Genomic DNA, 25,691 nt, shown 5'->3' with positions numbered 1-25,691 from the left:
GCCGGTCACGAACGCGGTCGTCTGTGAGAACAGCAAGACCGGCAACCCGCGGACCGAATGGGACGTCAGCGGTGCGGGCCCGGATCCGGGGACGGGCCGCCGAGCCTTCTTCGGTTGCGGTCTTGGATGTCTCGGTGCCTCAGTGCCTCAGTGCCTCGGTGCCGTGGTGCGCCCCGGACCCGCTGCCCGCGGCCGCCGCCGCTCGTTCCGCGGCGACCCCGTGCCGGCGGTCGCTGTCGAGTTCGACCCGTTCGTCCTCGGTGAGGCCGCCCCATACGCCATACGGCTCGCGCACCTTGAGGGCGTGCGTGGCGCACTGGCGACGGACCGGGCACCGCATGCAGACTTCCTTGGCCGAAGCCTCCCGGGCGACCCTGGCGGCGCCTCGCTCGCCTTCGGGATGGAAGAACAGTGCGCTGTCGACTCCGCGACAGGCTGCCGAGAGCTGCCAGTCCCACAGATCGGCGTTGGGGCCGGGGAGTCGCGAGAAATCAGCCATGACTCGTCCCTCTTGCTTATCGCGTACGAGTTGTCGGTGAGCAGGGTTGCCACCTCTGGTGCAGACCGTGCAGAACAGTCGTGATCAAGCGATCAGAAGTAGGTGCGACTGTGTCACGAAATGATCAGTTCCAATCCTAATTCCCACTTATGCACCGAAACCAGAAAAAATTACTCACCCTGGTGGCCGATGAGGTCGTCCGACGGCTCGGGGCGGGTCCGCCCGGGCGGGAATCGAGGGGGAGACGCGTGGAAGGTGGCGGGGTGTACGCGCGCGATCACCCTTGCGTGTCCTCGGGCTTGGTCGCCTCGTTGTCGTAACGGCGGAGCGGAACTCCCCCCGTAACCCTTTCGAGTGATGCTCGTTGGGGTGGGTGAAGCGGTTGGCGACGAAGGCGGTCGGGGTCGGACCCCGACCACCGCCCTTCGGGACCGCCGCAAAGGAAACGGTACGTACAGGCGTGGAGGCTCAACGTGACGCGGATCCACTGCGGAGGCCGGCGATGACGACCGTCCTGGTCTGCGACGATTCCCCGCTGGTCCGGGAGACCCTGCGGCGGGCGGTGGCCACGGTCCCCGGCGTCGAGAGGGTGACGACGGCCACGAGCGGCGAGGAGGTACTGCGGCGCTGGGGCGCGGAGCGGTCCGACCTCGTCCTCATGGACGTGCGGATGCCCGGGCTCGGCGGCGTCGAGGCGGTGCGCCGCCTCCTGGCCGGCGACCCCGGCGCACGGGTGATCATGCTGACGATGGCCGAGGACCTGGACGGCGTGGCCCTCGCGGTCGCCGCCGGGGCTCGGGGATATCTGCACAAGGACGCCTCGCGCGCGGAACTGCGCGCGACCGTCTCCCAGGCGCTTGCCGACCCGACCTGGCGGCTCGCGCCCCGGCGGTTGCGCTCGCCCGACATGGGCGTGGCGCCGACCCTGACGGCACGCGAGATCCAGGTGCTCGAAGGCATGAGTCACGGACGCAGCAACGCCGAGATCGGGCGTGAGCTGTTCCTGTCCGAGGACACCGTCAAGACCCACGCGCGCCGGCTTTTCAAGAAGCTGGGCGCATCCGACCGGGCCCACGCGGTCGCGCTCGGATTCCGGTGGGGACTCGTGCGATGACGCACGCAGGCGAGCGCTCCCCCGGCCGTGAGGGCCCGGGGGATCACTCCCCGGGTGGGCACGGTCGGTGGGGACTTGTGCGATGACGCGTGTGTCGGCGGCCCCCGACGGGCGAGGGTCCGTGCGGTGATTGCCGTTGCCCGGGGGGCCGGATGAGTCCCCCGGGTCGGCATGGCCGCGATTCGGTCGCCGATCCCTGCATACTGAATGGCATGGGTGGGACCCCCGAGCGAATGCCGGACGAGCCGTACGAAGCACACGCGCAGGCCGACGACGGCATGCGTGCCGTCGTGGTTCGTGCGGTCCAAGGGGACGTGCAGGCGACCGACGAACTGCTCGCGTACGTCCGACCACTGGTGTTGCGCTACTGCCGGGCCCGGTTGGGCCGGGTCTCCGGCGCCGAGCACGCGGCGGACGACGCGGCGCAGGAGGTCTGCCTCGCGGTGTTGTCGGCACTGCCGCGATATCGCGACGAGGGCCGTCCGTTCGAGGCGTTCGTGTTCGGCATCGCGGCGCACAAGGTGGTCGACGTGCAGCGCGCCGCGATGCGCGGTGCGGTGCCCACGTGTGATCTGCCCGAGGCGGTGGACGACCATCCGGGGCCCGAGGATCAGGTGGTGCGGCGCAGCGACGCCGCGCACGCCCGGGCGTTGCTCGGCCGGCTGCCCGACAACCTGCGCGAGCTGCTCGTGTTGCGGGTCGCCGTCGGCCTCTCCGCCGAGGAGACCGGGCGGGCGATGGGCATGTCGCCCGGCGCGGTGCGGGTCGCGCAGCATCGTGCGCTGACTCGCCTGAGGGCGTTGGCGGGCGAGGAGAAGACCGCGTGAACGGCGGCGGTGTGCGGCTCGGCGGCCGATCCGGCACCGCCGACCTGGGCCTGCTGCGGCAGGACGACGAACTCGTCGAGCAGTTGCGGCGGCGCCGTCCGACCCCCGCCCAGGACCGGGTCGCCCGGCTGTTCGGCGCGCTGCTCGCCGAGGTCGACGGCACCGCGGCGAACCGTCGCCGGGTGGTGCCCGACCGCTGTTGACCCGGCCCGGGAATGGTGCGGCCCCGGTGCGCGGTTGTGCTCACCATCGGCAACCGGGCTCGAAGCATCGCGTGGGGCCAGTAGCATGAACCCTCAATCCACCCATCCGCTTGCCGAGAGCGCGTTCCCCCGTACCCGGGAACCGGTCCTGCTTTTTTCGAGGAGCAGGCCGGCTTCGAGGAGCAGGTCGACGGGGAGCGGGCCGGCGGAGCGGTCCATCGGAATACCTTCGGAAGGTGTCATGAGTCTCACGGCCGACGGCGTACCCGAGAAGTTCGCGATGCTCGGGCTGACGTACGACGATGTCCTGCTGCTGCCGGGCGCGTCCGACGTCGTGCCGAGCGAGGTGGACACCTCCGCCCGGGTCACCCGCAACATCCGCGTCCGGATCCCGCTGCTGTCCTCCGCGATGGACACCGTGACCGAGGCCCGGATGGCGATCGCCATGGCCCGGCAGGGCGGCGTCGGCGTGCTGCACCGCAACCTCTCGGTCGAGGACCAGGCCGCGCAGGCGGACACGGTCAAGCGCTCCGAGGCCGGCATGGTGCTGGACCCGATCACCATCGGTGCGGACGCCACGCTCCAGGAAGTCGACGCGCTGTGCGCGCGGTTCCGGATCAGCGGCGTCCCGGTCACCGACGACAACGGTCGGCTGCTGGGCATCGTGACCAACCGCGACCTGCGCTTCGAGGTGGACCACTCGCGCCGGGTGCGCGACATCATGACCCCGATGCCGCTGGTCACCGGCAAGGTCGGCACCACCGGCGACCAGGCGATGGAACTGCTGCGCCGGCACAAGGTGGAGAAGCTGCCGCTGATCGACGACGCGGGCAAGCTGCGCGGGCTGATCACGGTCAAGGACTTCGTCAAGAGCGAGCAGTACCCGCACGCGACCAAGGACGCGGACGGCCGGCTCGTGGTCGGCGCCGCGATCGGCACCGGCGACGACAGCTACCGGCGCGCCCAGGCACTGGTCGAGGCCGGCGTCGACTTCATCGTGGTGGACAGCGCGCACGGCCACTCGCGCAACGTCCTGGAGATGATCGCCAAGGTCAAGGCGAACACCAAGGTCGAGGTGATCGGCGGCAACATCGCCACCCGCGACGGGGCGCAGGCGCTGATCGACGCCGGCGTGGACGGCGTCAAGGTCGGCGTCGGCCCCGGCTCGATCTGCACCACCCGGGTGATCGCGGGTGTGGGCGCGCCGCAGGTCACCGCGATCTACGAGGCGGCCCAGGCGGCCCGCGCGGCGGGCGTGCCGGTGATCGGCGACGGCGGCCTGCAGTACTCCGGCGACATCGCCAAGGCGATCGCGGCCGGCGCCGACACGGTGATGCTGGGCAGCCTGCTCGCGGGTTGCGAGGAGAGCCCCGGCGACCTGATCTTCATCAACGGCAAGCAGTTCAAGTCCTACCGGGGCATGGGCTCGCTCGGCGCGATGCAGTCGCGCGGCCAGGCCAAGTCCTTCTCCAAGGACCGCTACTTCCAGGACGACGTGCTCTCCGAGGACAAGCTGGTCCCCGAGGGCATCGAGGGCCAGGTCCCCTACCGGGGCCCGCTCTCCGCCGTCGCGCACCAGTTGATCGGCGGCCTGCGCGCGTCGATGGGCTACGCCGGCGCGGCGACCGTCACCGAGCTCCAGGACAAGGGCCGCTTCGTGCGGATCACCTCGGCCGGGCTCAAGGAGTCGCACCCGCACGACATCCACATGACGCAGGAAGCGCCGAACTACCACTCGCGCTGATCCACGGCACCTCCCAGGGGCCTCGTCCGTACCGCGGGCGGGGCCTCTTGCCGGTTTGCCCGCCCCGTACCCTGGGATACGGGGATTTTCCCATCCACCGATTCCAGCAGGAGAGGCGCAACGTGACTGAGGTCGAAATCGGCCGGGGCAAGCGTGGCCGGCGTGCCTATCACTTCGACGACGTCGCCATCGTCCCCAGCCGGCGGACCCGGGACCCCGAAGAGGTCTCGATCGCGTGGCAGATCGACGCGTACCGGTTCGAGTTGCCGTTCCTGACGGCGCCGATGGACAGCGTCGTGTCGCCGCAGACCGCGATCGAGGTCGGTCGCATGGGCGGCCTGGGTGTGCTCAACCTCGAAGGGCTGTGGACGCGCTACGAGGACCCGACACCGCTGATCGAGGAGATCGGCGCGCTGGACGAGGACGCGGCCACCCGGCGGATGCAGGAGATCTACGCCGAGCCGATCAAGGAGGAGCTGATCGGCGCGCGGATCAAGCAGATCCGCGACTCGGGCGTGGTCACCGCCGCCGCGCTGTCGCCGCAGCGCACCGCGCAGTACCACAAGGCCGTGATCGACGCGGGCGTGGACGTGTTCGTGATCCGCGGCACCACGGTCTCCGCCGAGCACGTGTCCGGGCGGGCCGAACCGCTGAACCTCAAGCAGTTCATCTACGACCTCGACGTGCCGGTGATCGTCGGCGGTTGCGCGACCTACCAGGGTGCGCTGCACCTGATGCGGGCCGGCGCGGCCGGTGTCCTGGTCGGCTTCGGCGGCGGCGCGGCGCACACCACCCGCAGCGTGCTCGGCGTGGCGGTGCCGATGGCCACCGCCGTGGCGGACGTGGCCGAGGCGCGCCGCGACTACCTCGACGAGTCGGGCGGCCGGTACGTGCACGTGGTCGCCGACGGCAGCGTGGGCCGCAGCGGCGACATCGCCAAGGCCGTCGCGTGCGGCGCGGACGCGGTGATGATCGGCTCGGCGCTGGCCCGGGCGAGCGACGCCCCCGGCGCCGGTCAGCACTGGGGCTCGGAGGCGCACCACCCCGAGCTGCCGCGCGGTCGGCGGATGAACCTGGGCGCGGTGGGCACGCTGGAGGAGATCCTGCTCGGCCCCTCGCACGTGTCCGACGGTTCGATGAACCTGTTCGGCGCGCTGCGCCGGGCGATGGCCACCACCGGCTACTCGGAGCTGAAGAAGTTCCAGCAGGTCGAGGTCACGGTCTCGCCCGCACACTGACCCGTTCCCCGAGCGGCCCCGAACACCCTTGGTGTTCGGGGCCGTTCGCGTTCCCCCGGGCGCGGCACCGACGGTCGGACCGACCCGGAACGGCCGAACGCGTGGTCGGTCCGACGGGCATTGGGTAGGCGGGGGAGGGGCGAGTCGCCCGATGGGTGTGGTCCGGCAGGTGTGGATCGGTTTCGGAGGTGGCTGATGCGGACCACGGCGATGGGGCCCGCGGCGCGCGCGCTGGCGCTGCGGCGGATGGCCGAACACGAGTCGGACGTGATCGTGGTGGGCGGGGGTGTGGTCGGCGCCGGCACCGCCCTCGACGCGGCCACACGTGGCCTCTCGGTGGGTCTCCTGGAGGCGCGGGACTGGGCGTCCGGTACCTCCAGCCGGTCCAGCAAGTTGATCCACGGCGGCCTGCGCTACCTGGAGATGCTCGATTTCGCGTTGGTGCGCGAGGCGTTGCGCGAGCGCGGGCTGCTGTTGCAGACGCTCGCGCCGCACCTGGTCAAGCCGGTGTCGTTCCTGTACCCGCTGCGCCGGCGCGGCTGGGAACGGCCGTACGTCACCGCCGGGGTGACGCTCTACGACACGATGGCGGCCTCCGCCGGGCGCAGCCGCGGACTGCCCCGGCACCGGCAACTGACTCGACGTCAGGCACTGCGTCTGGCACCGGCGTTGCGCAAGGACTCGCTGGTGGGCGCGGTGCAGTACCACGACGCGCAGATGGACGACGCGCGCTACACGATGACGCTCGTGCGCACCGCCGCCGGCTACGGTGCCCAGGTGGCCTCGCGGGCGGCGGTGACCGGCTTCCTGCGCGAGGGCGAGCGGGTGGTGGGCGTGCACGTGCGCGACATGGAGACCGGCGGGACCTACGACATCCGGGCCGGGCAGGTGGTCAACGCGACCGGGGTGTGGACGGACGAGACGCAGGCCATGGTCGGCGAGCGCGGGCAGTTCCACGTCCGCGCCTCCAAGGGCATCCACCTGGTGGTGCCCAGGGACCGGATCCACTCCTCGACCGGCCTGATCCTGCGCACCGAGAAGAGCGTGTTGTTCGTGATCCCGTGGGGCCGGCACTGGATCGTGGGCACCACGGACACCCGCTGGGAACTGGACAAGGAGCACCCCGCGGCGAGCCGGGCGGACATCGAGTACCTGTTGGAGCACGTCAACCGGGTGCTGGCGGTGCCGCTCACCCGCGAGGACGTGGAAGGTGTGTACGCGGGCCTGCGACCGCTGCTGGCGGGCGAGTCGGACGCCACGTCGCAACTCTCGCGCGAGCACACCGTCGCGCACCCGGTGCCCGGCCTGGTGGTGGTCGCGGGCGGCAAGTACACGACGTATCGGGTGATGGCCTCGGACGCGGTGGACGCGGCCGTACACGGGCTGGATCGCAAGGTCCCGCCGAGCTGCACCGAGACGGTGCCGCTCGCGGGCGCGGAGGGTTATCCGGCGTTGTGGAACGCGCGGGCCTCGATCGCGGCCCGCGCCGGGTTGCACGTGGCCCGGGTGGAGCACCTGCTGAACCGGTACGGGTCGATGATCGAGGAACTGCTCGCGCTGATCGCGGACGAACCGGAGTTGGCCTATCCGCTGGACGGCGCGGACGACTATCTGGCCGCCGAGGTGGTCTACGCGTGCACCCACGAGGGTGCGCTGCACCTGGACGACGTACTGGATCGGCGCACCCGGGTGTCGATCGAGATGTTCGACCGGGGCGCCCGGGCCGCCCGCGCGTGTGCCGCGCTGATGGCCCGGGTGCTCGGCTGGGAGGAGGAGCAGCAACGGCGGGAGGTGGACTACTACGTCAAGCGCATCGAGGCGGAGCGCTCGTCCCAGGAACAGATGGACGACCACACGGCGGACGCGGTGCGCCTGGGCGCGCAGGACATCGTGCCCGGGTGAGGGCACGGGGCCGGCGCCGTCGCGGAAGGAACCGTCGGGCACGCAACGGTTGATCGGCCGGCGCCGTGGGCACCTTCCCGGGCGTTGCCACGTTCCACCGATACGCCGGGCAGGTGTCTTTCCGCGATGTTCGTCCCCGAACCGGTGGACCTCGCCGGACCCCGGACCGGAGTATGGAAAAGGCAACCACCCGATCGCGCGGCGGGGCCGCGGCTGCATGGGGAGCGAGAGACTTGACCGACCCGGAAGCACCCGAGCGTTTGGTCGCGGGGCGATACCGCCTGGGTGATCAACTGGGCCGGGGCGGGATGGGCACCGTGTGGCGGGCCGTGGACACCATGCTCGACCGTGATGTGGCGGTCAAGGAGATGCGGCTGCCCCGCTTCGTGGACGAAGACGATCGCGGCACGCTGAGTGCGCGGATGATGCGCGAGGCCCGGGCGGCGGCCCGGATCGATCACCCCAACGTGGTGACCATCTTCGACGTGGCCGAGGAGGACGGGCGGCCGTGGATCGTGATGGAGTTGGTCCGCGGTCTCTCGCTGGCCCAGGAGTTGGACAAGGAGGGCCCGATCCCGCCCGAGCAGGTCGCCGAGTTGGGCCTGCGACTGCTCGCCGCCCTGGAGGCCGCGCACGAGGCCGGCGTGCTGCACCGCGACGTCAAGCCCGCCAACGTGCTGCTCGCCCGCAACGGCCGGGTCGTGCTCACCGACTTCGGGGTCGCCTCGGTCGAGGACAGCGCGACCCTCACCCAGGCCGGCGCGATGGTGGGCTCGCCCGAATACCTGGCACCCGAGCAGATCGCGGGCGAGCAGCCCGGGCCGCAGGCCGACCTGTGGTCGCTGGGCGCGACCTTGTTCGAGGCGGTCGAGGGCCGCCCGGCCTTTCGCCGCAACACGCACGCGGCGACGCTCGGCGCGGTCGCCGCGGGCCGCTTTCCGGAGATCTTCCTGGCCGGCCCGCTGACCCCGGTGCTCAAGGCGCTGATGGTCAAGGACCCCGCGCGGCGCGGCTCCCCGGAGGAGGTGCGCGACCTGCTCGTGGAGGTCGCCGAGGGGGCACCCGCGCCGGCCGGGCTGATCGCCGAGCGCTTTGTGCCGGACCGGACCCAGCGCGGCCCGGTCCGCCGGCACGGGGTGCGCGTGTCCGGCCGGCCCCAACCGGCGGACCGGTCGCAGACCCCCCGGCCGACGGGCAAGCTCGGCGCCGGCGCCGACCGGCCGCCCCGGGGGAGCCTGCACGAGACCTCGCCGAACGTGCGGCTGCCCCGCGAGGGCGGCGCCTTCCGGGCCCGCTACCGGCGCTGGCCGCGCTGGTGGTTCCGGCACTGGACGACCATCCTGACCTCGGTCGGCATCGCCACCGCCGCCGGCGCGCGCTGGTTGGCCGCGTTCGGGAGCTGGACCGGGATGTACACGATCGTGCTGCTGGCGCTCGCGTTGAGCGTGTGGCTGGTGTTGCCGCACCGGCGGATCTCCCGGTCGGTGCCGGTGGCGATGTTGCTCGGGGTGATCGCCGGCGGCGCCCTGGAGGCCGCGAAGATCAATCCGAATCCGATCGTGGTGGGCGCCCTGATCGGCGGCTGCCTGGTGGTCGGCCCGCTCGTGGACAACAAGGTGATACCGCGACTGCGGCGTCGGCGGCGGACCGATCTGGGCTTCGCGCTGCCCGTCCCGGAGGGCTGGACCTGTACGGACAGCGCGAGCGGCCTGACGGTGACCGATCCGGACCGGCTGATCTCGGTGACCGTCACCGTCGACCGGGGCATCGTGATGGCCCCCGAGGAGTCGGTCGCACACCGTGAGCACGGCAGCATCGGCGGCCGGGAACGCCTGGACGGCGAGGACTACGAACGCCTGCTCCTGCGCGTCACCGACTACCGGGGGCACGAGGCCGCCGAGTGGGAGTACATCTGGCGCGGACAGGACCTGACCACCTACCACGGCAAGGACCTGGTGGTGCGCACCACGTCCGGTGTGCGCTACTGGCTGACCGTGCGCGGGCGCGACGACCTGTGGGGCACCGCCGGCGCGTACTACGAGCACGCGCGCGGGCACCTGTCGATCGCGGGCTGAACCCGGTTCGACCCGGTTCCGCTCGGACACGATCGCGCCGAGGGGCCGGGACGGGCGGGTGTGCCCGGCCGGACCTGGGACTTTCGGGTCCCGGGTCCGGACCGCGGTTCGCGGCCGGGGCGTTCGGCCTCGTTCCGCCCCGGGAGCGTCGTGCGCCGGGTGGCCGAACGTACCTTCAGCGACGGAACCTTCGGAGCGCCTCGGACGTCCTACACGTGACGCCAATCACGCGCCGACAAGGCGGATCGGGAGATGTCCACGGTCTTGGGGAGGACCACGTGGCACACGACAGCGGTATGAACGGCCGCCTGGTGGACGGGCGCTATCGGTTGGCCGAGCCGCTCGGTCGGGGCGGGATGGGCACGGTCTGGCTCGCCTTCGACGAACTGCTGCGCCGGGACGTCGCGGTCAAGGAGGTCCGGATACCGGACGACCTCGACGAGATGGACACCCAGGGGCGGTGCGAACGCGCCCTGCGCGAGGCCCGCGCGGCGGCCCGGATCACCCACCCCAACGTGGTCACCATCTTCGACGTCGCCGAGGACGACGGGCGCCCGTGGATCGTGATGGAACTGGTCCGCGCCCCCTCGCTCACCGACGTGCTGGACGAGGGCCGGCTGGCCCCGCACGAGGCGGCCGAGGTCGGCCTGGCGGTGCTTGCCGCACTGCGCGCCGCGCGGGCCGCCGACGTGCTGCACCGGGACGTGAAGCCCAGCAACATCCTGATGGTGCCCGGTGGCCGGATCGTGCTGACCGACTTCGGCATCGCCACCGTGGCCGGGTCGGTCACGCTCACCGCCACCGGGATGCTGGTCGGCTCGCCCGAATACCTCGCGCCGGAGCGCGTGCTCGGGCGTCGGCCCGGCCCCGCCTCGGACCTGTGGTCGCTCGGGGTGACCCTGTACCAGGCGGTGGAGGGTTTCTCGCCGTTCCGGCGCACCGGGGCCATGGACACGCTCACCGCCGTGCTCACCGACGAGCCCGCGCCGCCGCGCCGGTCCCAGGCGTTGTGGCCGGCGATCGAGGCGTTGCTGCGCAAGGACCCGCTGGAGCGGGCCGACGAGGACGAGACCGAGCGACTGCTGATGGCAGCCCTGGTCGAGGTGCCCGCCGAGGAGGCGGGCCCGCTGCCTATCCCGCCGGGCACCGCGACGGTGCAGGACCCCGGCGGGGTGCGGGGGGTCACCCACTCGTCCTGGCAGGCCGCGCCGACTCCGCAGGTGCCGCCGCTGTGGCACCAGGAACCGCCGGTGCCGCCGGCGCCCTCGTTCGGCGCGGTGAGTCGGGCCGACCCGGACGGTGCGACCGGCGGCTACCCGATGACCGGGGAGCGCGCGTACTCGCCCGCCGACGCGCTCCATGCCTCGGCCACCGCCGACGACCGGCGCAACCCGGTGCTGATCGGTGCGCCCACCGGCCCGTCGGCGTCGAACGCCGCGGCCGGGAAGCGGCGCCGGACCGTCGTCCTGGGCACCATGGTCGCCGCCGCCGTGACCGCGTTGGCGATCTGGGTGCCGACGGCCGTGGGCGGGCAGGGCGGAGGCGGCTCGGATTCGCCGGGGTCGGGCGGCGCGTCGCAGGGCGGTCCGATCGCCCCGAACGCGCCGGGCACCGAGACCCGTCGGGACACCACGCGCCCCACCGGATCCTCGGGCGGTGCCGGGCACGACGACACCGGTACGCCCGGCAACGGCAACCAGGGCAGTGGGTCGACCCGGACCGCGCGGCCCACTCGCACCGACCCGGGCACGGCCCGCCCCTCGACCACGGCGCCGAGCACCTCGCGGCCGCCGTCCAGTCGGCCGCCGTCGAGTTCGGCGCCGCCGACCACACGTCCGCCGATCGACTCGTCCAAGGGCGGCAGCGCCGGTGGACAGAGCGGTTCGCCGGGGGACTCGGGGGGCGTGAGCACGACGAGCTGACCCGGGCCCGGGCCCCGGCAGGACCGCCCCGACGGGCGCCGTGCCGCGGGTCTGCGGGAGCGTCGGTGCGGGCGGGCGCGGATCCGCGCGGGTGATCGCGGCACATCGCAGATTTCGATCCGCCCGCCGGACCGGGCCGTCGCATCCAATGTGACGAGTTCTAGTCTGGTGGCTGGCCGGCGGGACAGTCGGTTGACGCGGGGAGGGCAAGTGGCACAGACCGGGGGCACGCGCGGCCGGATCGTGGGCGGGCGTTACCGGTTGGGCACCATGCTCGGCCGAGGCGGCATGGGCACGGTATGGCGTGCTGTGGACGAGATGCTGCATCGCGATGTCGCGATCAAGGAGTTGCGGCTGCCGGACCATCTCGACGACGAGGAGAAGGACCTCGCCCGCGAGCGCACGCTGCGCGAGGCCCGCGCGGCCGCCCGGATCGGTCACCCCAACGTGGTCACCATCCACGACGTGGTCGAGGAGGGCGACATCCCGTGGATCGTGATGGAGCTGGTCGAGGCCCAGTCGCTCGCCGAGATCCTGGAGACCCAGGGCACGCTGACCCCGGCGGACGCCGCCGAACTCGGCCTCAAGGTGCTCGACGCGCTGCTCGCCGCCGACGACAAGGGTGTGGTGCACCGCGACGTCAAACCCGCGAACATCCTGGTCACCACGCACGGGCGGGTGGTGCTCACCGACTTCGGCATCGCCACCGCGACCGGCACCGCCACGCTCACCACGACCGGCATGCTGGTCGGCTCGCCGGACTTCCTGGCGCCCGAGCGTGCCGAGGGCAAACGTCCGCTGCTCGGCGCGGACCTGTGGTCGCTGGCGGTCGTGCTCTACATGGCGGTGGAGGGTCGCAATCCGTTCCGCCGGGGCACGATGATCAGCACGCTGAACGCGATCCTGACCGATCAGGCCGACCCGCCCCGGCACGCGGGCGGGCTCGAACCGGTGATCGCCGGCTGGCTGGTCAAGGACCCGGACCAGCGGATGGGCGCCCGGGAAGGGGCCCGGATCCTGCGCGAGGTGGCCGATTCGACGCCGTCCCGTCAGTTCGACGCGGTACCGCCGCCGCCCACGCACCAGCCCGCGACGTCCGAGCAGCCGACCACGCCGGCCGGCGCGTACGACCCGCACCAGCACGCGCAGCCGGGCTTCGACGGCGACGCGGCCCAGCACCCCGGCGGCAACACCCCACCCCGTGCGTGGTCGCAGCCGGCGTATTCGCCCGCCGACGCGGGCACGTCGGCGACCCGCGACACCCCTGCGGGCGGGCCGCCGCAACAGACACCGTCGCAGCCGTACCGCCCGATGCCCGAACCGCGCCGCCGCGGCACCGGTCGGATCGTCTCGGTCGTGGCGCTCGTGGTCGCGCTGATCGTGGGCGGCGTCGTGGTGGGGGTCCTGGTCACCAGGGACGACGGCAAGGACGACACGACGGCCACGAACACGAAGTCGTCCGGGGCGGGGACGGCCCCGCAGATCCCGGACAACCAGTCGCCGGCCGCCGGCACGCCGTCCGCCGGCGGGGCCGTGGTGCCGCCGGCCAAACCGCCGTCCCAGGGCACCCAGGGCGGCGGCACGACCGGGCCGACCGCGCTGCCGGGCTACGTATGGACCAAGGACGCGGCGGGCTTCAGCCTGTTCGTACCGGTCGGCGCCAGGCGTGAGGTGACCGGGACGCAGAAGGACCAGGTCGACTACCGCACCGCCGACGGCAAGGTGTTGATCCGGATCGGCCTGACCAAGGTCGGCGGCAACCCGCTCGCCAACTTCAGCGCCAACGAGACGGGCTTCAAGTCCAGATACGCGTCGAGCTACCGTCAGGTCCAGCTCAAGGACTACGCCGGATACCGGCCGGGCTGGCAGGCGGCGGTCTGGGAGTTCACCTGGAACGGCGACCCGCTGGCCACCGGCAGCACCAAGCCGGCGCACGCCATGGACCTGGGCATCGTCACCGACCGGAACACCGACTACGCGATCTATGTCGCGTCGTACGAGGCCGATTGGTCCAAGGCGCACGACGCGTTCCAGAACGTCGCGGCCTACTTCCAGCAGAACTGAGCGTGCCGGCGGAGCCGAGCGCCGAATCATCGCATCCCGGCGGGGTACGGTGCGAAACACCCGACCCACTCGGAGGTACCCGTGAGCCCGCAAGCCGCCGATCCCATCGACGTCGACGTGATCGTCCTCGGTCTCGGCGTGGGCGGTGAGGCCGTCGCCGGCAATCTCGCCTCGGCCGGGCTGGAGGTGGTGGGCATCGAGGACGGCCTGGTCGGCGGCGAGTGTCCGTACTGGGGCTGCATCCCGTCCAAGGCGATGGTGTACGCGGCCGGCGAGGCCCAAGGTCTGGCACACCCCGATTGGTCGAAGGTCGCCGCGCGGGTGCGCGAGCTGACCGCCGACTGGAACGACCGGGCCGCGGTGGACCGGCTGGTGGACAAGGGCATGACGTTCGTGCGCGGAGCCGGCCGGATCACCGACGTGGACACGGTCGAGGCGACCGGCACCGACGGCGTGGCGCGGCGCTACCGGGCCCGGCACGCGATCGTGGTCGGCACCGGCACGAAGGCGTTCGTCCCGCCGATCGAGGGCCTGGCCGGCACTCCGCTGTGGACCAACCGCGAGGCGATCGAGGCGGACGCGGCACCGCGCTCGCTCGCGGTGCTCGGCGGCGGCGCGATCGGGCTGGAACTGGCCCAGGTGTTCGTCAGGTTCGGTACGCAGGTGACGATCGTGGAGAACGGCGATCGGGTGCTGGCCGTCGAGGATCCCGAATCCTCCGACCTGGCCGCGTGGGCGCTGACCGAGGACGGTGTGCGGATCCACCTGGACACGCGGGCCGAGCGGGTCGCCCACGACGGCAAGAGTTTCACCCTGTCGCTGTCCGACGGGCAGACGATCGAGGCGGAGAAGCTGCTGGTGGCCACCGGCCGCCGGGTGGACCTGGTCGCCCTGGGCGCCGATGCGCTCGGGGTCGACCCGCACGCGCACGCGCTGCCGGTGGACGGGCAGTTGCGGGTGCGGCCCGGTGGCGAGCCGCCGGCGGTCTGGGCGGTCGGCGACGTCACCGGACAGGGCGCGTTCACGCATGTGGCGATGTACCAGTCGGCGATCGTGACCAAGGCGATCCTGCACGCGACGGGCCGCGGCCCGGCGGGCCCCGACGCGGACCACAGCGCGCTGCCGCGGGTGACGTTCATCGACCCGGAGATCGGCGCGGTGGGCCTGACCGAGCACCAGGCCCGGGCGGCCGGCCTCGACGTGCGGATCGGCATCGCCGATCTGGCCGCCTCCTCGCGCGGGCACATCACCGGTGCGCGGGGCTTCGTCAAGGTGATCGAGGACGTCGACCGGGGGGTGCTCGTCGGCGCGACCGCCGCGGGACCCGCCGGCGGCGAGATCCTGGGCGCGCTCGTGGTGGCCGTGCGAGCGGCGGTGCCGGTGGCCACCCTGCGGGACATGATGTACGCCTATCCGACCTACCACCGCACGATCGAGTCGGCGTTGGCGGACCTCGACACGGATTGAGCGTGGCGGCGCGGCGGGCTGCGGGTTTCGGCCGTCGGGTGGTGCGGGCGGGTGGATTGTGTCCGTTGCGTCCGCTCTCGTGGCGAGCAGTCCTTGTTACCGACAAGTAGTGCTGTCTACGCTGGTGCCATGACGGACATCGCAGCGCCCGCGCCGGCAGCAGCCGCATCCATCGACCTGCCGAGCCTGCCCGCGGAGCGGCTCGCCCGACGCGTGGTGACCGGCCCCGTGCCGACCATGGTGACCACTCGGAGTCCGTTCGACGGGTCGCCGATCGCCGAGCTTCCCGAGTCCACGCCGGAGAACGTGACCTCCGCGTTCGCCCGCGCGCGGCTCGCGCAGACCGCGTGGGCCAAACGTTCGGTGCGCGAGCGCACGGCGGTGTTCCTGCGTTTCCACGACCGGGTCCTGGAGCGTCAGTCGGAGATCCTGGACATCATCCAGACCGAGACCGGCAAGGCGCGCAAGCACGCGTTCGAGGAGGTCCTGGACGTCGCGCTGTGCTCGCGGCACTACGGCCGGCGGGCCGCGGGCTACCTGCGCGAGCGTCGTCGGGCCGGTGCGCTGCCGGTGCTGACGAAGGCGATCGAGGTGCGCCACCCCAAGGGCGTGGTCGGCCTGGTCTCGCCGTGGAACTATCCGCTGGCGCTGTCCATCGGCGACGCGATCCCGGCCTTCATCGCGGGCAACGCGGTGGTGATGAAGCCGGACACGCAGACCGCGCTCACCGCGCTGTGGGCCCAGGACGTGCTGATCGAGTGCGGCCTGCCCGAGGACCTGTGGCAGATCGTGCTCGGCGACGGCCCGGTGGTCGGCACCGCCGTGGTCGAGGGCGCGGACTACGTCGGCTTCACCGGCTCCACCCGCACCGGCCGCGAGGTGGCCCGGCAAGCCGCCGCGCGCCTGGTCGGCGCGTCGCTGGAGCTGGGCGGCAAGAACGCGATGATCGTGCTGGCGGACGCGGACCTGGATCGGGCCGCGGAGGGCGCGGTGCGCGCGTGCTTCTCCTCGGCCGGTCAACTGTGCGTCTCGATCGAGCGCATGTACGTGCACGCCGACATCCACGACGCGTTCCTGGACCGCTTCCTGGCCCGGATCCAGACCATGAAGCTCGCGGCCGGCTTCGCGTGGGACACCGACATGGGCTCGCTGGTCTCGCGCCGCCAGTTGCACGCGGTCACCCGGCATGTGGACGAGGCGCGGGCGGCGGGCGCGCGGGTGCTGATCGGCGGCACCGCGCGGCCGGACCTGGGTCCGCTGTTCTACGAGCCCACGGTGCTCGCGGACGTCACGCCCGAGATGGCGGTGTGCGCGGAGGAGACGTTCGGCCCGGTGGTGTCGGTGTACCGGTTCACCGAGGAGGAAGAGGTCGTCACCCGCGCGAACGAGACGGCGTACGGCCTCAACGCGAGCGTGTGGACCCGCGACACCCGACACGGCGGCGCGCTCGCCCGACGGCTGCGCGCGGGCACGGTGAACGTCAACGAGGGCTACGCGGCGGCCTACGGCAGCGCGGGTGCGCCGATGGGTGGCATGGGCGACTCCGGGCTCGGTCGGCGGCACGGCGCCGAGGGCATCATGAAGTTCACCGAGGCACAGACCGTCGCGACCCAGCGCCTGTTGCCGATCGCGGCCCCGTTCGGGATGAGCGACGAACAGTGGGCCCGCTCGCTGACCCTGTCGCTGCGGGTGATGAAGGTACTCCGCGTGCGGTGACGCCCCGTCCCGTCCCGCCCCGCGGCGCACGGGCGTGGAGGCGCGATGTGCGGCTCGCGGGGCGTGCGGGGACGGAAGGGTGAATTCCCGGCGACGGGGGAGTGTGGAGCGGGTGCCGCCAAGTCGGGACAAAATGACATCTATCGAGCGGTTAATGATCATCATTTGCGGCTAACCGGACGTCTCCGACCCCGGGGTGCGGTCCCGCGCGACCACCGGGGTGGGGCGGGAATCCCGCTACTGTGGGCGCTGCCGGCGACTTTGGCGTGAAAGATCCGCTTGGCGGTGAATGAGGCACGTCGAGGTGCGGTGCGTTCGGGGGCGATCCACGGATCGGCCCAAGGCGCGGCGGCCGGTGTCGAGCGTCCCCGACACCGGCCGCCGGCGGGGTTGTGACCGGTTGCTGTCCCCTGCGTCCCGGTCACGACACCAACGCGAGGTCCCACGGCGCACTGGTCGAGCGCGCCTCATCGCGTCGGCGGCCTTGCGTTGCCCGGCCCGCGCATCAAGCGGGCCGGCCATCAGTCACAACGACCGCCGGCGCGGTGAGGTTACGCCTGCGGGCGGACCCGACCGCGACACAGCTCGAGAAGCGTCAGCGCCACGGTCGTCCCGGGCTTGCCCAATCCGTCGCGGTAGCGGGCGATGACCTCCATCTCGCGGGACAACTGCACCCGCGCGCCGCCGGACGCGACCCGGACCCGCTGGATCTCGGCGGAGGTGTCCACCCGCTCGGTGATCAGCTCGATGATGCGTCGGTCGAGATCGTCGATCCGGGCTCGGCCGGCGCCGATCACGTCCTGAGGGGACTGCGGGGTCGTGGTGGTGTCTTCCATCGGTGGCCTGCTCTCCGGAGGGGGGCCGTGCTCCGGGGTGTCGGCGGCAAACGCGAAGACGCCCCGGGTACCGGACCCGGGGCGTCTTCGTCTGCCTGTGGCTGTACTCGTTCAGGCGATGACGGCGGCGCCGGGGATCCCGGTGCCATAGGTAAAGCTGCGCGTCACGTCGAACGAGGACATGGCGCCAGTATGTCGGGCCCGCCGGCGCGGACACCAGCCGGGGTCACCCGCGCGGCGCCGGTAGAATCGGCATCCACCCCTTTTTTCGCTTCGCCGGAAGGCCCCTCGTGACCTTTGCCAGCCCGGACGGGGGCGGCACCGAGACCGTCCTCGTCGTCGACTTCGGTGCCCAGTACGCCCAGCTCATCGCCCGCCGGGTGCGCGAGGCGCGTGTGTACAGCGAGATCGTGCCGCACAGCATGCCCGTCGCGGACATGCTCGCGAAGCGGCCGGCCGCGATCATCCTGTCCGGCGGCCCCTCCTCGGTGTACGCGGACGAGGCGCCCAGCATCGACCCGGCACTGTTCGAGGCCGGTGTTCCGGTGCTCGGCATCTGCTACGGCTTCCAGGCCATGGCGCAGAGTCTGGGCGGCGTGGTGGAGAAGACCGGCCTCGCCGAGTTCGGCGCGACGCCGCTGACCGTGACCGGTCCCACGAGCACGTTGTTCGACGGGCTGCCCGCCGCGTTGTCGGTGTGGATGTCGCACGGCGACTCGGTCTCCGGTGCGCCGGCCGGTTTCGCGGTCACCGCGACCAGCGCGGGTGCGCCGGTCGCCGCGATCGAGAACGACGGGGCGCGGCTGTACGGCGTGCAGTACCACCCCGAGGTGATGCACAGCGAGCACGGCCAGGCCATCCTGGAGCGCTTCCTCAAGGTGGGCGCCGGGCTCGCGGCGAACTGGACGATGGTCAACATCGTCGAGGAGCAGGTCGAGCTGATCCGCGAGCAGGTCGGCGACAAGCACGTGATCTGCGGCCTGTCCGGCGGCGTGGACTCCGCGGTCGCCGCGGCGCTGGTGCAGCGCGCGGTCGGCGACAAGCTCACGTGTGTCTTCGTGGACCACGGTCTGTTGCGCAAGGACGAGCCCGAGCAGGTCGAGCGCGACTACGTCGCGGCCACCGGCGTCTCGCTCAAGGTGGTCAACGCGCAGGAGCGCTTCCTGACCGCGCTCGCCGGGGTCACCGACCCCGAGGAGAAGCGGAAGATCATCGGGCGCGAGTTCATCCGGGTGTTCGAGCAGGCCGCCGCCGAGGTGGTCGCCGAGGCCGGCGCGCACGGCGAGGAGGTCGAGTTCCTGGTCCAGGGCACGCTGTACCCGGACGTGGTCGAGTCCGGCGGCGGCACCGGCACCGCGAACATCAAGTCGCACCACAACGTCGGCGGGCTGCCCGAGGACCTGCAGTTCAAGCTGATCGAGCCGCTGCGCAAGTTGTTCAAGGACGAGGTGCGCGCGGTCGGCGAGCAACTGGGCCTGCCGTCCGAGATCGTCTGGCGTCAGCCGTTCCCGGGTCCGGGGCTGGGCATCCGGATCATCGGCGAGGTCACCGCCGATCGACTGGAGATCCTGCGCGAGGCGGACGCGATCGCTCGCGCGGAGTTGTCCCGGGCGGGCCTGGACCGGGAGATCTGGCAGTGCCCGGTCGTGCTGCTCGCGGACGTGCGCTCGGTCGGCGTGCAGGGTGACGGCCGGACCTACGGCCACCCGATCGTGCTGCGTCCGGTCTCCTCCGAGGACGCCATGACGGCCGACTGGTCGCGCCTGCCCTACGACCTGCTGGCCCGGATCTCCAACCGGATCACCAACGAGGTCCGGGAGGTCAACCGGGTCACGCTGGACGTGACCAGCAAGCCCCCGGGCACCATCGAGTGGGAGTAGTCCCCACCGTCGCATCGCACGTGCGCGCCGCCGGCCCCCACCCGATTCCGGGCGGGGGCCGGCGGCGTTCGCGGGGGGCGTGGAAACGCGTCGCGACGGCCGGCGGGTCGCCTTGCGGGGGACCGGGATCGAGGTCGCCCGGGGTCTGGGATCGACAAACCGTGCGATCCCCCGACCGGGCCCATGCGACCCCCCTCGGATGCGGCACAATGTGCCGCTGAACGAGCACGTTCGTATGTGGTGGTGGGGAGGGCGTGGCGAAGTGGCGCACGGTGTCGGTGTGCACGGACCGGACTGTCATTGCGTGGTCCGGGAGGAATACCGCAGGACCGTCGCCGATTTCGAGACGCTGAGGCGAACCCTGGCCCGCAAGGAGGGTGTGCCCTCGGCCGTCGCCCACTCCGACGGCGGCGCCCGCCAGTGGATTTCCGACGAACTGCGGGGCAAGGCACAGGAGTTGGCGGCCGTGCGCCGGGCCCAGGGGCGCGCCTGGCTGCAAGTGCTCGGCGGGCGCGCGCTGATCGTGTTGTGGCTCCTGGTCGCGGTGCTCGTCCTGGTTCAGGCCCTCACCGCGATCGGCGCCGGCTGGACCGGCTCGCGCACCGCCGGGATCGTGGCCGCCGTGGTGGTCGCCGGAGCGCTCAGCGTGGTCGGGTGGGCCGCCCGGACGAGCGGTGGCGTGTTCGCGCCCGTACGCGGCCTGGACGGCCGGTTGTCCACCTCCAAGGCGGTCGCCGCGCTGTGGATGGTGGCGCTGATGTACTGCTTCGCCTTCCTGGGCATGCGGCTGGCCTCGGCCTCCGGGGCCGGCGAGCGGGATCGGCTGCTGGATCGGCTCGGCAATGTCGCGCTCGACCAGATCACCCTGGTGGCCGCGCCGCTGCTGGCCGCGGTCGCGGTCCGGCGCATCGTCGGCGACAAGGTCGGCCGCCGGGTGTTGCAGAAGCTGCGCGCCGACCGGGCCGCGCTGCGCGACCTGGTCACCGACGACGCGGGCCGAGCCTCCTTCGTGGACGCGCAGTACCTGCTCGTCAACCTGGTCGCGGTGGGCTTCGTGGTGGTCGGCCTGGCCCGCGACCCGGACCGACTCCCGGACATCCCGGCCACGTTGGTCGCGCTCGCCGTGGTCTCGGTGATCACCTATCTCGCGGGCAAGCTGGCCGAGAACGACCGCCCGGTGATCCTGTCCGTGGTCCGCGTGCGCACCCGCGGCGACCTGGACTCCGCCGTCCGCCAGGGCGACGACATCGAGGTGCGCGGGATCAACCTCGCCGCGGGCGGCTCGCACGAGGCGGACCTGCTCGCCCGGGTGGTGGTCAAGTTCGGCGCGGTGCACGTGCACGCCCCGCTGATCCCGGCCGACACCGGCTTCGCCAACCCGTCCGACGCGTGCGTGGTCGTCCCGGTCCCGGTCGACGTCGAACCCGGCCGGGTGGAGCTGTGCGTGGTCTCGGCGTCCGGCGTGGAGTCGGCGCCCTACGAGATCCAGATCACCGCTTAGGCACCGTCTCGGCGACGCCGCCGAGACGGTGCGCGGATACGCGTGCGGGCCGGGCCGATTCATTCGGCCCGGCCCGCACGCGTATCCGACGCTAGAGCTTTTGCACCGGCGCGTAGCGCAACAGCAGGGTCTTCTCGCCGCCGGCGCCGAAGTCGATCGTGGCCTTCGCCTTGTCACCACTCTCGGCTGTGGAGACCACCGTGCCCAGACCGAACTTGTCGTGGGTGACCCGGTCGCCGGGGGACAGCGCGACGATCGGCCGTTCCTTGATCTGCGCGCCCTTGCCGAAACCGCCGCGCGAGCCGACGGTCGACTTGGTCGCGGACAGCGCCTTGGCCGCCGACGGGGACGTGCCACGCCAGTCGACCAGCTTCTCCGGCAACTCGCCCAGGAAGCGCGACGGCGGGTTGTACGACGGCGCGCCCCACGCGCTGCGCATCTTCGCGAGCGTGACGTAGAGCCGCTCGCGGGCACGGGTGATGCCCACGTAGGCGAGCCGACGCTCCTCCTCCAGCTCCTTCGCGTCGCCCAGCGAACGCATGTGCGGGAAGACGCCGTCCTCCAGGCCGGTCAGGAACACCGTGGGGAACTCCAGGCCCTTGGCGGTGTGCAGGGTCATCAGGGTGATCACGCCGCCGTCGTCGCCGTCGGTGGGGATCTGGTCGGAGTCGGCCACCAGGGAGACCCGCTCCAGGAAGTCGGCCAGTGTGCCGCCGCCGCCCTCCTGGGCCTGGGCCTGCTCGAACTCCAGTGCGACCGCCGCGAGTTCCTGGAGGTTCTCGATCCGGGTCTCGTCCTGCGGGTCGCTGGACGCCTGCAACTCGGCCAGGTAGCCGGTCTGTTCCAGGATCGCCTCCAGCACGGTGGCCGGACCCGCGCCACCGTCCACGACCGCGGTGAGGTCGTCCAGCAACCGGACGAAGCCGTTGACCGCGTTGGCGGACCGCTTGGCCAGGCCCGGCGCGTCCTCCGCCCGGCGCAGCGCCTGGGCAAACGGGATCCGGTCGCGCGCGGCCAGCACGTCCAGGCACGCCTCGGCCCGGTCGCCGATGCCGCGCTTGGGCACGTTCAGGATCCGTCGCAGCGAGACCGTGTCGTCCGGGTTGGCCAGCAGTCGCAGATACGCGAGCACGTCGCGGACCTCGCGGCGCTCGTAGAAGCGCACGCCGCCGACGACCTTGTACGGCAGCCCGACCCGGATGAACACTTCCTCGAACACCCGGGACTGGGCGTTGGTCCGGTAGAACACCGCGACCTGGCCCGGCTTGGTCTTGCCCGCGTCGGTGAGCCGATCCACCTCGTCCGCGACGAACTGGGCCTCGTCGTGCTCGTCGTCCGCGACGTAGCCGACGATCGCGGAGCCCGCGCCGGCGTCCGTCCACAGGTTCTTCGCGCGCCGGTTGCTGTTGCGCTCGATCACCGCGTTGGCCGCGCTCAGGATGGTCTGTGTGGACCGGTAGTTCTGCTCCAGCAGGATGGTCCGGGCGTTCGGGTAGTCCGCCTCGAAGTCGAGGATGTTGCGGATGGTCGCGCCGCGGAACGCGTAGATCGACTGGTCCGCGTCACCCACCACGCACAGCTCGGCCGGTTCGAGCCCGACGAGCCCGGCCTCGGCGGGATTGACCAATTCGCCGTCCGCGGTAAGGCGCGGGCCGCTGCCCGCGGCGCCGCCGACCAATTCGCGCACCAGCATGTACTGCGCGTGGTTGGTGTCCTGGTACTCGTCGACCAGCACGTGTCGAAAGCGCCGCCGGTAGTGCTCCGCGACGTCCGGGAACGCCTGGAGCAGGTGCACCGTGGTCATGATCAGGTCGTCGAAGTCCAGCGCGTTGGCCTGGCGCAGCCGCTCCTGGTACATCGTGTACGCCTGCGCCAGGATGCGCTCGGTCTCGTTGATCGCCTTCGCGGCGAAGTCCTCGTGATCGATCAGCTCGTTCTTGAGGTTGGACACCTGCGCGTTGAACTTGCGCGGCGGGAACTTCTTCGGATCCAGGTCCAGGTCGCGACAGACCATCGCCATCAGCCGCTGCTGGTCGGCCGAGTCGTAGATCGAGAACGACGAACTCATGCCGAGCTTCTTGTACTGCTGCCGCAGGACGCGCACGCACGCCGAGTGGAACGTGGACACCCACATCGCCCTGGTGCGCGGTCCGACCAGTGCCTCCACCCGCTCGCGCATCTCGGCGGCGGCCTTGTTGGTGAAGGTGATCGCCAGGATCTCGCCGGGGTGCGCACCGCGCGCGGCGAGCAGGTGGGCGATGCGATGGGTCAACACGCGGGTCTTGCCGGAGCCCGCGCCGGCCACGATGAGCAGCGGGGTCCCTTCGTGGACGACCGCGGCGCGCTGTTGCGGGTTCATCCCGTCGAGCAACCGGGCCGGATCGACCACCGGGCGCGGGGCGCCGTTGCGGTAGTAGGCGTCGCGCGGCTCGGCCGGCGGCGCGTACTGCCCTTCGTAGAGGTCGTCCGGATAGTCCTCCGGCAGGCCGTATACCTGGTTGTCGTCCGGCTCGGGCGGCAGCGGGATGTCGTCCGCGGGGCTCGTGGGGGACTTCTTGGCCGCGGTCTCGAAACCGGGCAGGGGGATGTCGTCGAAGAGGCTGCTCATCGTTCCCCGAGTCTAGGTGGGTAACAAGCGAGTCGTGCTCGGCCCTTTGTACCGAGCGAGGATCGTCGCGCCGACGACGGGTTTCCCGTCGTCGGGTCGACCGGATCAAGGAGTACATCGTGCTGGACGATCGCGACGTGGAGCGGGTCCTGGTGCTGGCCGCGCACCCCGACGACATCGATTACGGGGCGGCCGGGACGGTGGCGACCTGGACCGAGGCCGGGATCGAGGTGAGCTATTGCCTGGTCACCGACGGGGACGCGGGCGGCTTCGACCCGGCGGTGCCGCGGTCCGAGATCGGCGGGATCCGGCGGGCCGAGCAGAGCGCGGCGGCGGCGCACGTGGGGGTGCGGCGGTTGTACTGGCTCGGTCATCCGGACGGGCGGCTGGCGGCGACCTTCGAGCTGCGGCGCGACATCACCCGGGTGATCCGGCAGGTGCGACCGCAGCGCATGGTGATCCCGAGCCCGGAGCGGGACTGGAACCGGCTCGCGCCCAGTCATCCGGATCATCTGGAGGCGGGCGAGGCGGCGATGCGGGCGATCTATCCGGACGCCCGGAATCCGTTCGCGCACCCCGAGCTGCTGGAGGTGGAGGGGCTGAAGGAGTGGACCGTGTCGGAGACGTGGTTGTCGCCGACGCCGGCACCGGATCACGCGGTCGAGGTGAGCGCGGTGTTCGAACGCAAGATGGCGGCGCTGTTGTCGCACGCGAGTCAGACGAGTCACCTGTCCGGGCTGCGCGAGCAGGTCGCCGGGATGCTCACCGGCAACGCCGAGCGCTTCGGGCTGGGGGCGGGGCTGATGGCCGAGGTGTTCCGGGTGGTGGACACCCGGTAGGGCGGCCCGGGCCTCAGGTCCACATGACCGCGATGGCGATGTTCGCCACGGTCAACAGGCCGATCGCGCCGAGCACCTTCGAGGACACCCGGTCCGCGGCGCGATTGCCCCAGACCAGCAGCAGGATGGCCAGCAGGATCACCAGCTTGGTGCCGATCTTGGCGTTGTCCACGTCCTTGTCCAGACCCGCCTGGACCACGCCGACCAGCGCCAGGCCGGTGACCAGCATGGTCAGCGCGCCGTGCGTCATCGCGGGCACGATCCGCCCGTCGCCGGCGCGCAGCGCGGACATCTGGGTGAGGAAGCCGCCGAGCAGGGACGCGATGCCCACGATGTGCAGGATCAGCAGGATCTGCCGCAGAACGTCCACGTCGTACAACTCCTCGTCGACCGTCGCGCGGCATCCGGGACGCCGCTGCAGTTGCCGCCGCAGCTTAGCCGGCGGCCGGTCGATGATCATCGGCGGGTCATATGCCGGCAATATTCGCCAAATCGACTCAAGATCGACTTTCGGGAATCCGGGCGCTTTTCCCGTGATACGCGGAGAAGGAAACGGCGGGATTGGTAAAGTTTTGGCAATGCAGGGGCCAATGGTGATGGTCGTGACACGGCTGTGACTAGTGTTCTCCGACAGGCGATCGGACTCGACGTCGGCCACCCGGTCGGCACGATCGCCTCCGCCGAATTCGGGGACGTCTTTCGGTGATGTCGGGCAACCGCCGTCATCGCGATGCGAAGCCGGAACCGGGGACCCTCGCAGTCCCTGGGGTGAATCGGTGCTCCGGCACCGTAGGGCGCCTTCTTCCGCCCGAACCCGTCAGCTAACCCGGTAGGCGGCCGAGGAAGGAGACCCGCCACCAGTGGCGTCCCAACGTCGACCCGGGCAGCACCGCAAGCCCAAGCCGCGCACCGCCGTGCGTACCGCAGCGACCGTCGTCACGGCCGCGGCGACCATGACCGGCGTGATGACCTTCGCCGGCACCGCGAGCGCGGATCCCGCGCAGACGTTCCAGCAGACCAAGGATCGCGTCAACCAACTGCACAGCGACGTGGTCAAGGCCACCGACGCCGCCAACGGCGTCGAGGAGCAGATCACCAAGCAGCAGGGCACCGCGAACCAGACGCAGGCCCGGATCACCGAGGAACAGACCGCGCTGAACGCCCTGCGCGACCAGATCGGTGTCCTGGCGGCCAACCAGTACCGCACCGGCGGCCTGCCCCCGTCGCTCTCGCTCGCGCTCAGCGGCGACCCCGAG

At 71.8% G+C, this 25,691-nt stretch carries 18 protein-coding genes, 1 pseudogene and 1 riboswitch; of the genes and pseudogenes, 15 read left to right on the top strand and 4 right to left on the bottom strand.

Going from position 1 to position 25,691, the window contains the following annotated elements; translation table 11 throughout:
• Positions 1 to 139: 139 nt before the first annotated feature.
• Entirely contained in the window at positions 140 to 499 is a 360-nt protein-coding gene (locus tag ABZ374_RS45335; protein ID WP_360323920.1) for a WhiB family transcriptional regulator, read from the bottom strand.
• Positions 500 to 1,001: 502 nt separating this feature from the next.
• On the opposite strand from ABZ374_RS45335, the gene ABZ374_RS45330 reads away from it, so the two are divergent.
• The 11 genes from ABZ374_RS45330 to ABZ374_RS45280 all read left to right on the top strand — a co-directional run bounded on the left by ABZ374_RS45330 (position 1,002) and on the right by ABZ374_RS45280 (position 16,771).
• Entirely contained in the window at positions 1,002 to 1,613 is a 612-nt protein-coding gene (locus ABZ374_RS45330; protein ID WP_020549179.1) for a response regulator transcription factor, read from the top strand.
• 233 nt (positions 1,614 to 1,846) lie between these two features.
• A complete protein-coding gene (shbA, locus tag ABZ374_RS45325; protein ID WP_205354273.1) occupies positions 1,847 to 2,440 on the top strand; it encodes an RNA polymerase sigma factor ShbA in 594 nt (197 codons plus the stop codon).
• On the top strand, positions 2,437 to 2,643 hold the full coding sequence (locus ABZ374_RS45320; protein WP_360323917.1) for a hypothetical protein: 207 nt from the start codon (positions 2,437 to 2,439) through the stop codon (positions 2,641 to 2,643). The genes shbA and ABZ374_RS45320 overlap by 4 nt, the downstream gene beginning before the upstream one ends.
• Before the next feature lie 241 nt (positions 2,644 to 2,884).
• Positions 2,885 to 4,387 carry an IMP dehydrogenase gene (gene guaB, locus ABZ374_RS45315; RefSeq protein ID WP_360323915.1) on the top strand — a complete coding sequence of 501 codons (1,503 nt, stop codon included), beginning with the start codon at positions 2,885 to 2,887 and terminating at the stop codon, positions 4,385 to 4,387.
• Between the two features lie 122 nt (positions 4,388 to 4,509).
• On the top strand, positions 4,510 to 5,625 hold the full coding sequence (locus ABZ374_RS45310) for a GuaB3 family IMP dehydrogenase-related protein (protein ID WP_360323913.1): 1,116 nt from the start codon (positions 4,510 to 4,512) through the stop codon (positions 5,623 to 5,625).
• Positions 5,626 to 5,820: 195 nt separating this feature from the next.
• Positions 5,821 to 7,527: a glycerol-3-phosphate dehydrogenase/oxidase gene (locus ABZ374_RS45305; protein WP_360323911.1), complete on the top strand. Its 1,707-nt coding sequence runs from the start codon at positions 5,821 to 5,823 to the stop codon at positions 7,525 to 7,527.
• A gap of 233 nt (positions 7,528 to 7,760) precedes the next feature.
• On the top strand, positions 7,761 to 9,602 hold the full coding sequence (locus tag ABZ374_RS45300; protein WP_360323909.1) for a serine/threonine-protein kinase: 1,842 nt from the start codon (positions 7,761 to 7,763) through the stop codon (positions 9,600 to 9,602).
• Positions 9,603 to 9,880: 278 nt separating this feature from the next.
• On the top strand, positions 9,881 to 11,524 hold the full coding sequence (locus tag ABZ374_RS45295; RefSeq protein ID WP_360323907.1) for a protein kinase: 1,644 nt from the start codon (positions 9,881 to 9,883) through the stop codon (positions 11,522 to 11,524).
• Positions 11,525 to 11,734: 210 nt separating this feature from the next.
• A complete protein-coding gene (locus tag ABZ374_RS45290; RefSeq protein WP_360323905.1) occupies positions 11,735 to 13,588 on the top strand; it encodes a protein kinase in 1,854 nt (617 codons plus the stop codon).
• Positions 13,589 to 13,669: 81 nt separating this feature from the next.
• On the top strand, positions 13,670 to 15,055 hold the full coding sequence (locus tag ABZ374_RS45285) for an NAD(P)/FAD-dependent oxidoreductase (RefSeq protein WP_360323903.1): 1,386 nt from the start codon (positions 13,670 to 13,672) through the stop codon (positions 15,053 to 15,055).
• 129 nt (positions 15,056 to 15,184) lie between these two features.
• Positions 15,185 to 16,771, top strand: coding sequence for a succinic semialdehyde dehydrogenase (locus ABZ374_RS45280; RefSeq protein ID WP_360323901.1), 1,587 nt, complete (start codon positions 15,185 to 15,187; stop codon positions 16,769 to 16,771).
• A 551-nt stretch (positions 16,772 to 17,322) separates the two neighbouring features.
• Here ABZ374_RS45280 and ABZ374_RS45275 read toward each other — a convergent pair.
• Positions 17,323 to 17,607, bottom strand: a complete 285-nt coding sequence (locus tag ABZ374_RS45275; RefSeq protein WP_360323899.1) for a chorismate mutase — start codon at positions 17,605 to 17,607, stop codon at positions 17,323 to 17,325.
• 290 nt (positions 17,608 to 17,897) lie between these two features.
• Between ABZ374_RS45275 and guaA the strand changes: the two genes are divergently transcribed.
• Positions 17,898 to 19,487 (top strand): glutamine-hydrolyzing GMP synthase, encoded by a 1,590-nt coding sequence (gene guaA / locus ABZ374_RS45270; RefSeq protein WP_360323897.1) that lies wholly within the window; start codon positions 17,898 to 17,900, stop codon positions 19,485 to 19,487.
• Positions 19,488 to 19,791: 304 nt separating this feature from the next.
• Positions 19,792 to 20,988, top strand: a complete 1,197-nt coding sequence (locus ABZ374_RS45265) for a hypothetical protein (protein ID WP_360323895.1) — start codon at positions 19,792 to 19,794, stop codon at positions 20,986 to 20,988.
• Between the two features lie 91 nt (positions 20,989 to 21,079).
• Here ABZ374_RS45265 and pcrA read toward each other — a convergent pair whose 3' ends face one another.
• The gene (gene pcrA, locus ABZ374_RS45260; RefSeq protein ID WP_360323893.1) at positions 21,080 to 23,596 is read right to left on the bottom strand and encodes a DNA helicase PcrA; all 2,517 of its coding nucleotides are present in this window, start codon (positions 23,594 to 23,596) and stop codon (positions 21,080 to 21,082) included.
• 119 nt (positions 23,597 to 23,715) lie between these two features.
• Between pcrA and ABZ374_RS45255 the strand changes: the two genes are divergently transcribed.
• Positions 23,716 to 24,435, top strand: coding sequence for a PIG-L deacetylase family protein (locus tag ABZ374_RS45255; protein ID WP_360323891.1), 720 nt, complete (start codon positions 23,716 to 23,718; stop codon positions 24,433 to 24,435).
• A gap of 13 nt (positions 24,436 to 24,448) precedes the next feature.
• Here the strand turns inward: ABZ374_RS45255 and ABZ374_RS45250 are convergent, their stop codons facing one another.
• Positions 24,449 to 24,805, bottom strand: coding sequence for a hypothetical protein (locus tag ABZ374_RS45250; protein ID WP_360323922.1), 357 nt, complete (start codon positions 24,803 to 24,805; stop codon positions 24,449 to 24,451).
• Between the two features lie 337 nt (positions 24,806 to 25,142).
• A riboswitch (cyclic di-AMP (ydaO/yuaA leader) is annotated at positions 25,143 to 25,286 on the top strand.
• Positions 25,287 to 25,295: 9 nt separating this feature from the next.
• Between ABZ374_RS45250 and ABZ374_RS45245 the strand changes: the two are divergent.
• Positions 25,296 to 25,691, top strand: a pseudogene (locus tag ABZ374_RS45245) (NlpC/P60 family protein); the annotation flags it as partial.

Source organism: Embleya sp. NPDC005971 (assembly GCF_040629175.1).
Lineage (GTDB): Bacteria > Actinomycetota > Actinomycetes > Streptomycetales > Streptomycetaceae > Embleya.
This window is presented reverse-complemented; position numbering and strand designations above follow the sequence as displayed.

What these genes read in the sequence shown, in the direction of transcription:
- guaB (WP_360323915.1), top strand. Translation starts at nt 2,885, where the DNA reads ATGAGTCTCACGGCCGACGGCGTACCCGAGAAGTTCGCGATGCTCGGG.
- ABZ374_RS45280 (WP_360323901.1), top strand. Translation starts at nt 15,185, where the DNA reads ATGACGGACATCGCAGCGCCCGCGCCGGCAGCAGCCGCATCCATCGAC.
- shbA (WP_205354273.1), top strand. Translation starts at nt 1,847, where the DNA reads ATGCCGGACGAGCCGTACGAAGCACACGCGCAGGCCGACGACGGCATG.
- ABZ374_RS45305 (WP_360323911.1), top strand. Translation starts at nt 5,821, where the DNA reads ATGCGGACCACGGCGATGGGGCCCGCGGCGCGCGCGCTGGCGCTGCGG.
- pcrA (WP_360323893.1), bottom strand. Translation starts at nt 23,596, where the DNA reads ATGAGCAGCCTCTTCGACGACATCCCCCTGCCCGGTTTCGAGACCGCG.
- ABZ374_RS45335 (WP_360323920.1), bottom strand. Translation starts at nt 499, where the DNA reads ATGGCTGATTTCTCGCGACTCCCCGGCCCCAACGCCGATCTGTGGGAC.
- ABZ374_RS45275 (WP_360323899.1), bottom strand. Translation starts at nt 17,607, where the DNA reads ATGGAAGACACCACCACGACCCCGCAGTCCCCTCAGGACGTGATCGGC.
- ABZ374_RS45330 (WP_020549179.1), top strand. Translation starts at nt 1,002, where the DNA reads ATGACGACCGTCCTGGTCTGCGACGATTCCCCGCTGGTCCGGGAGACC.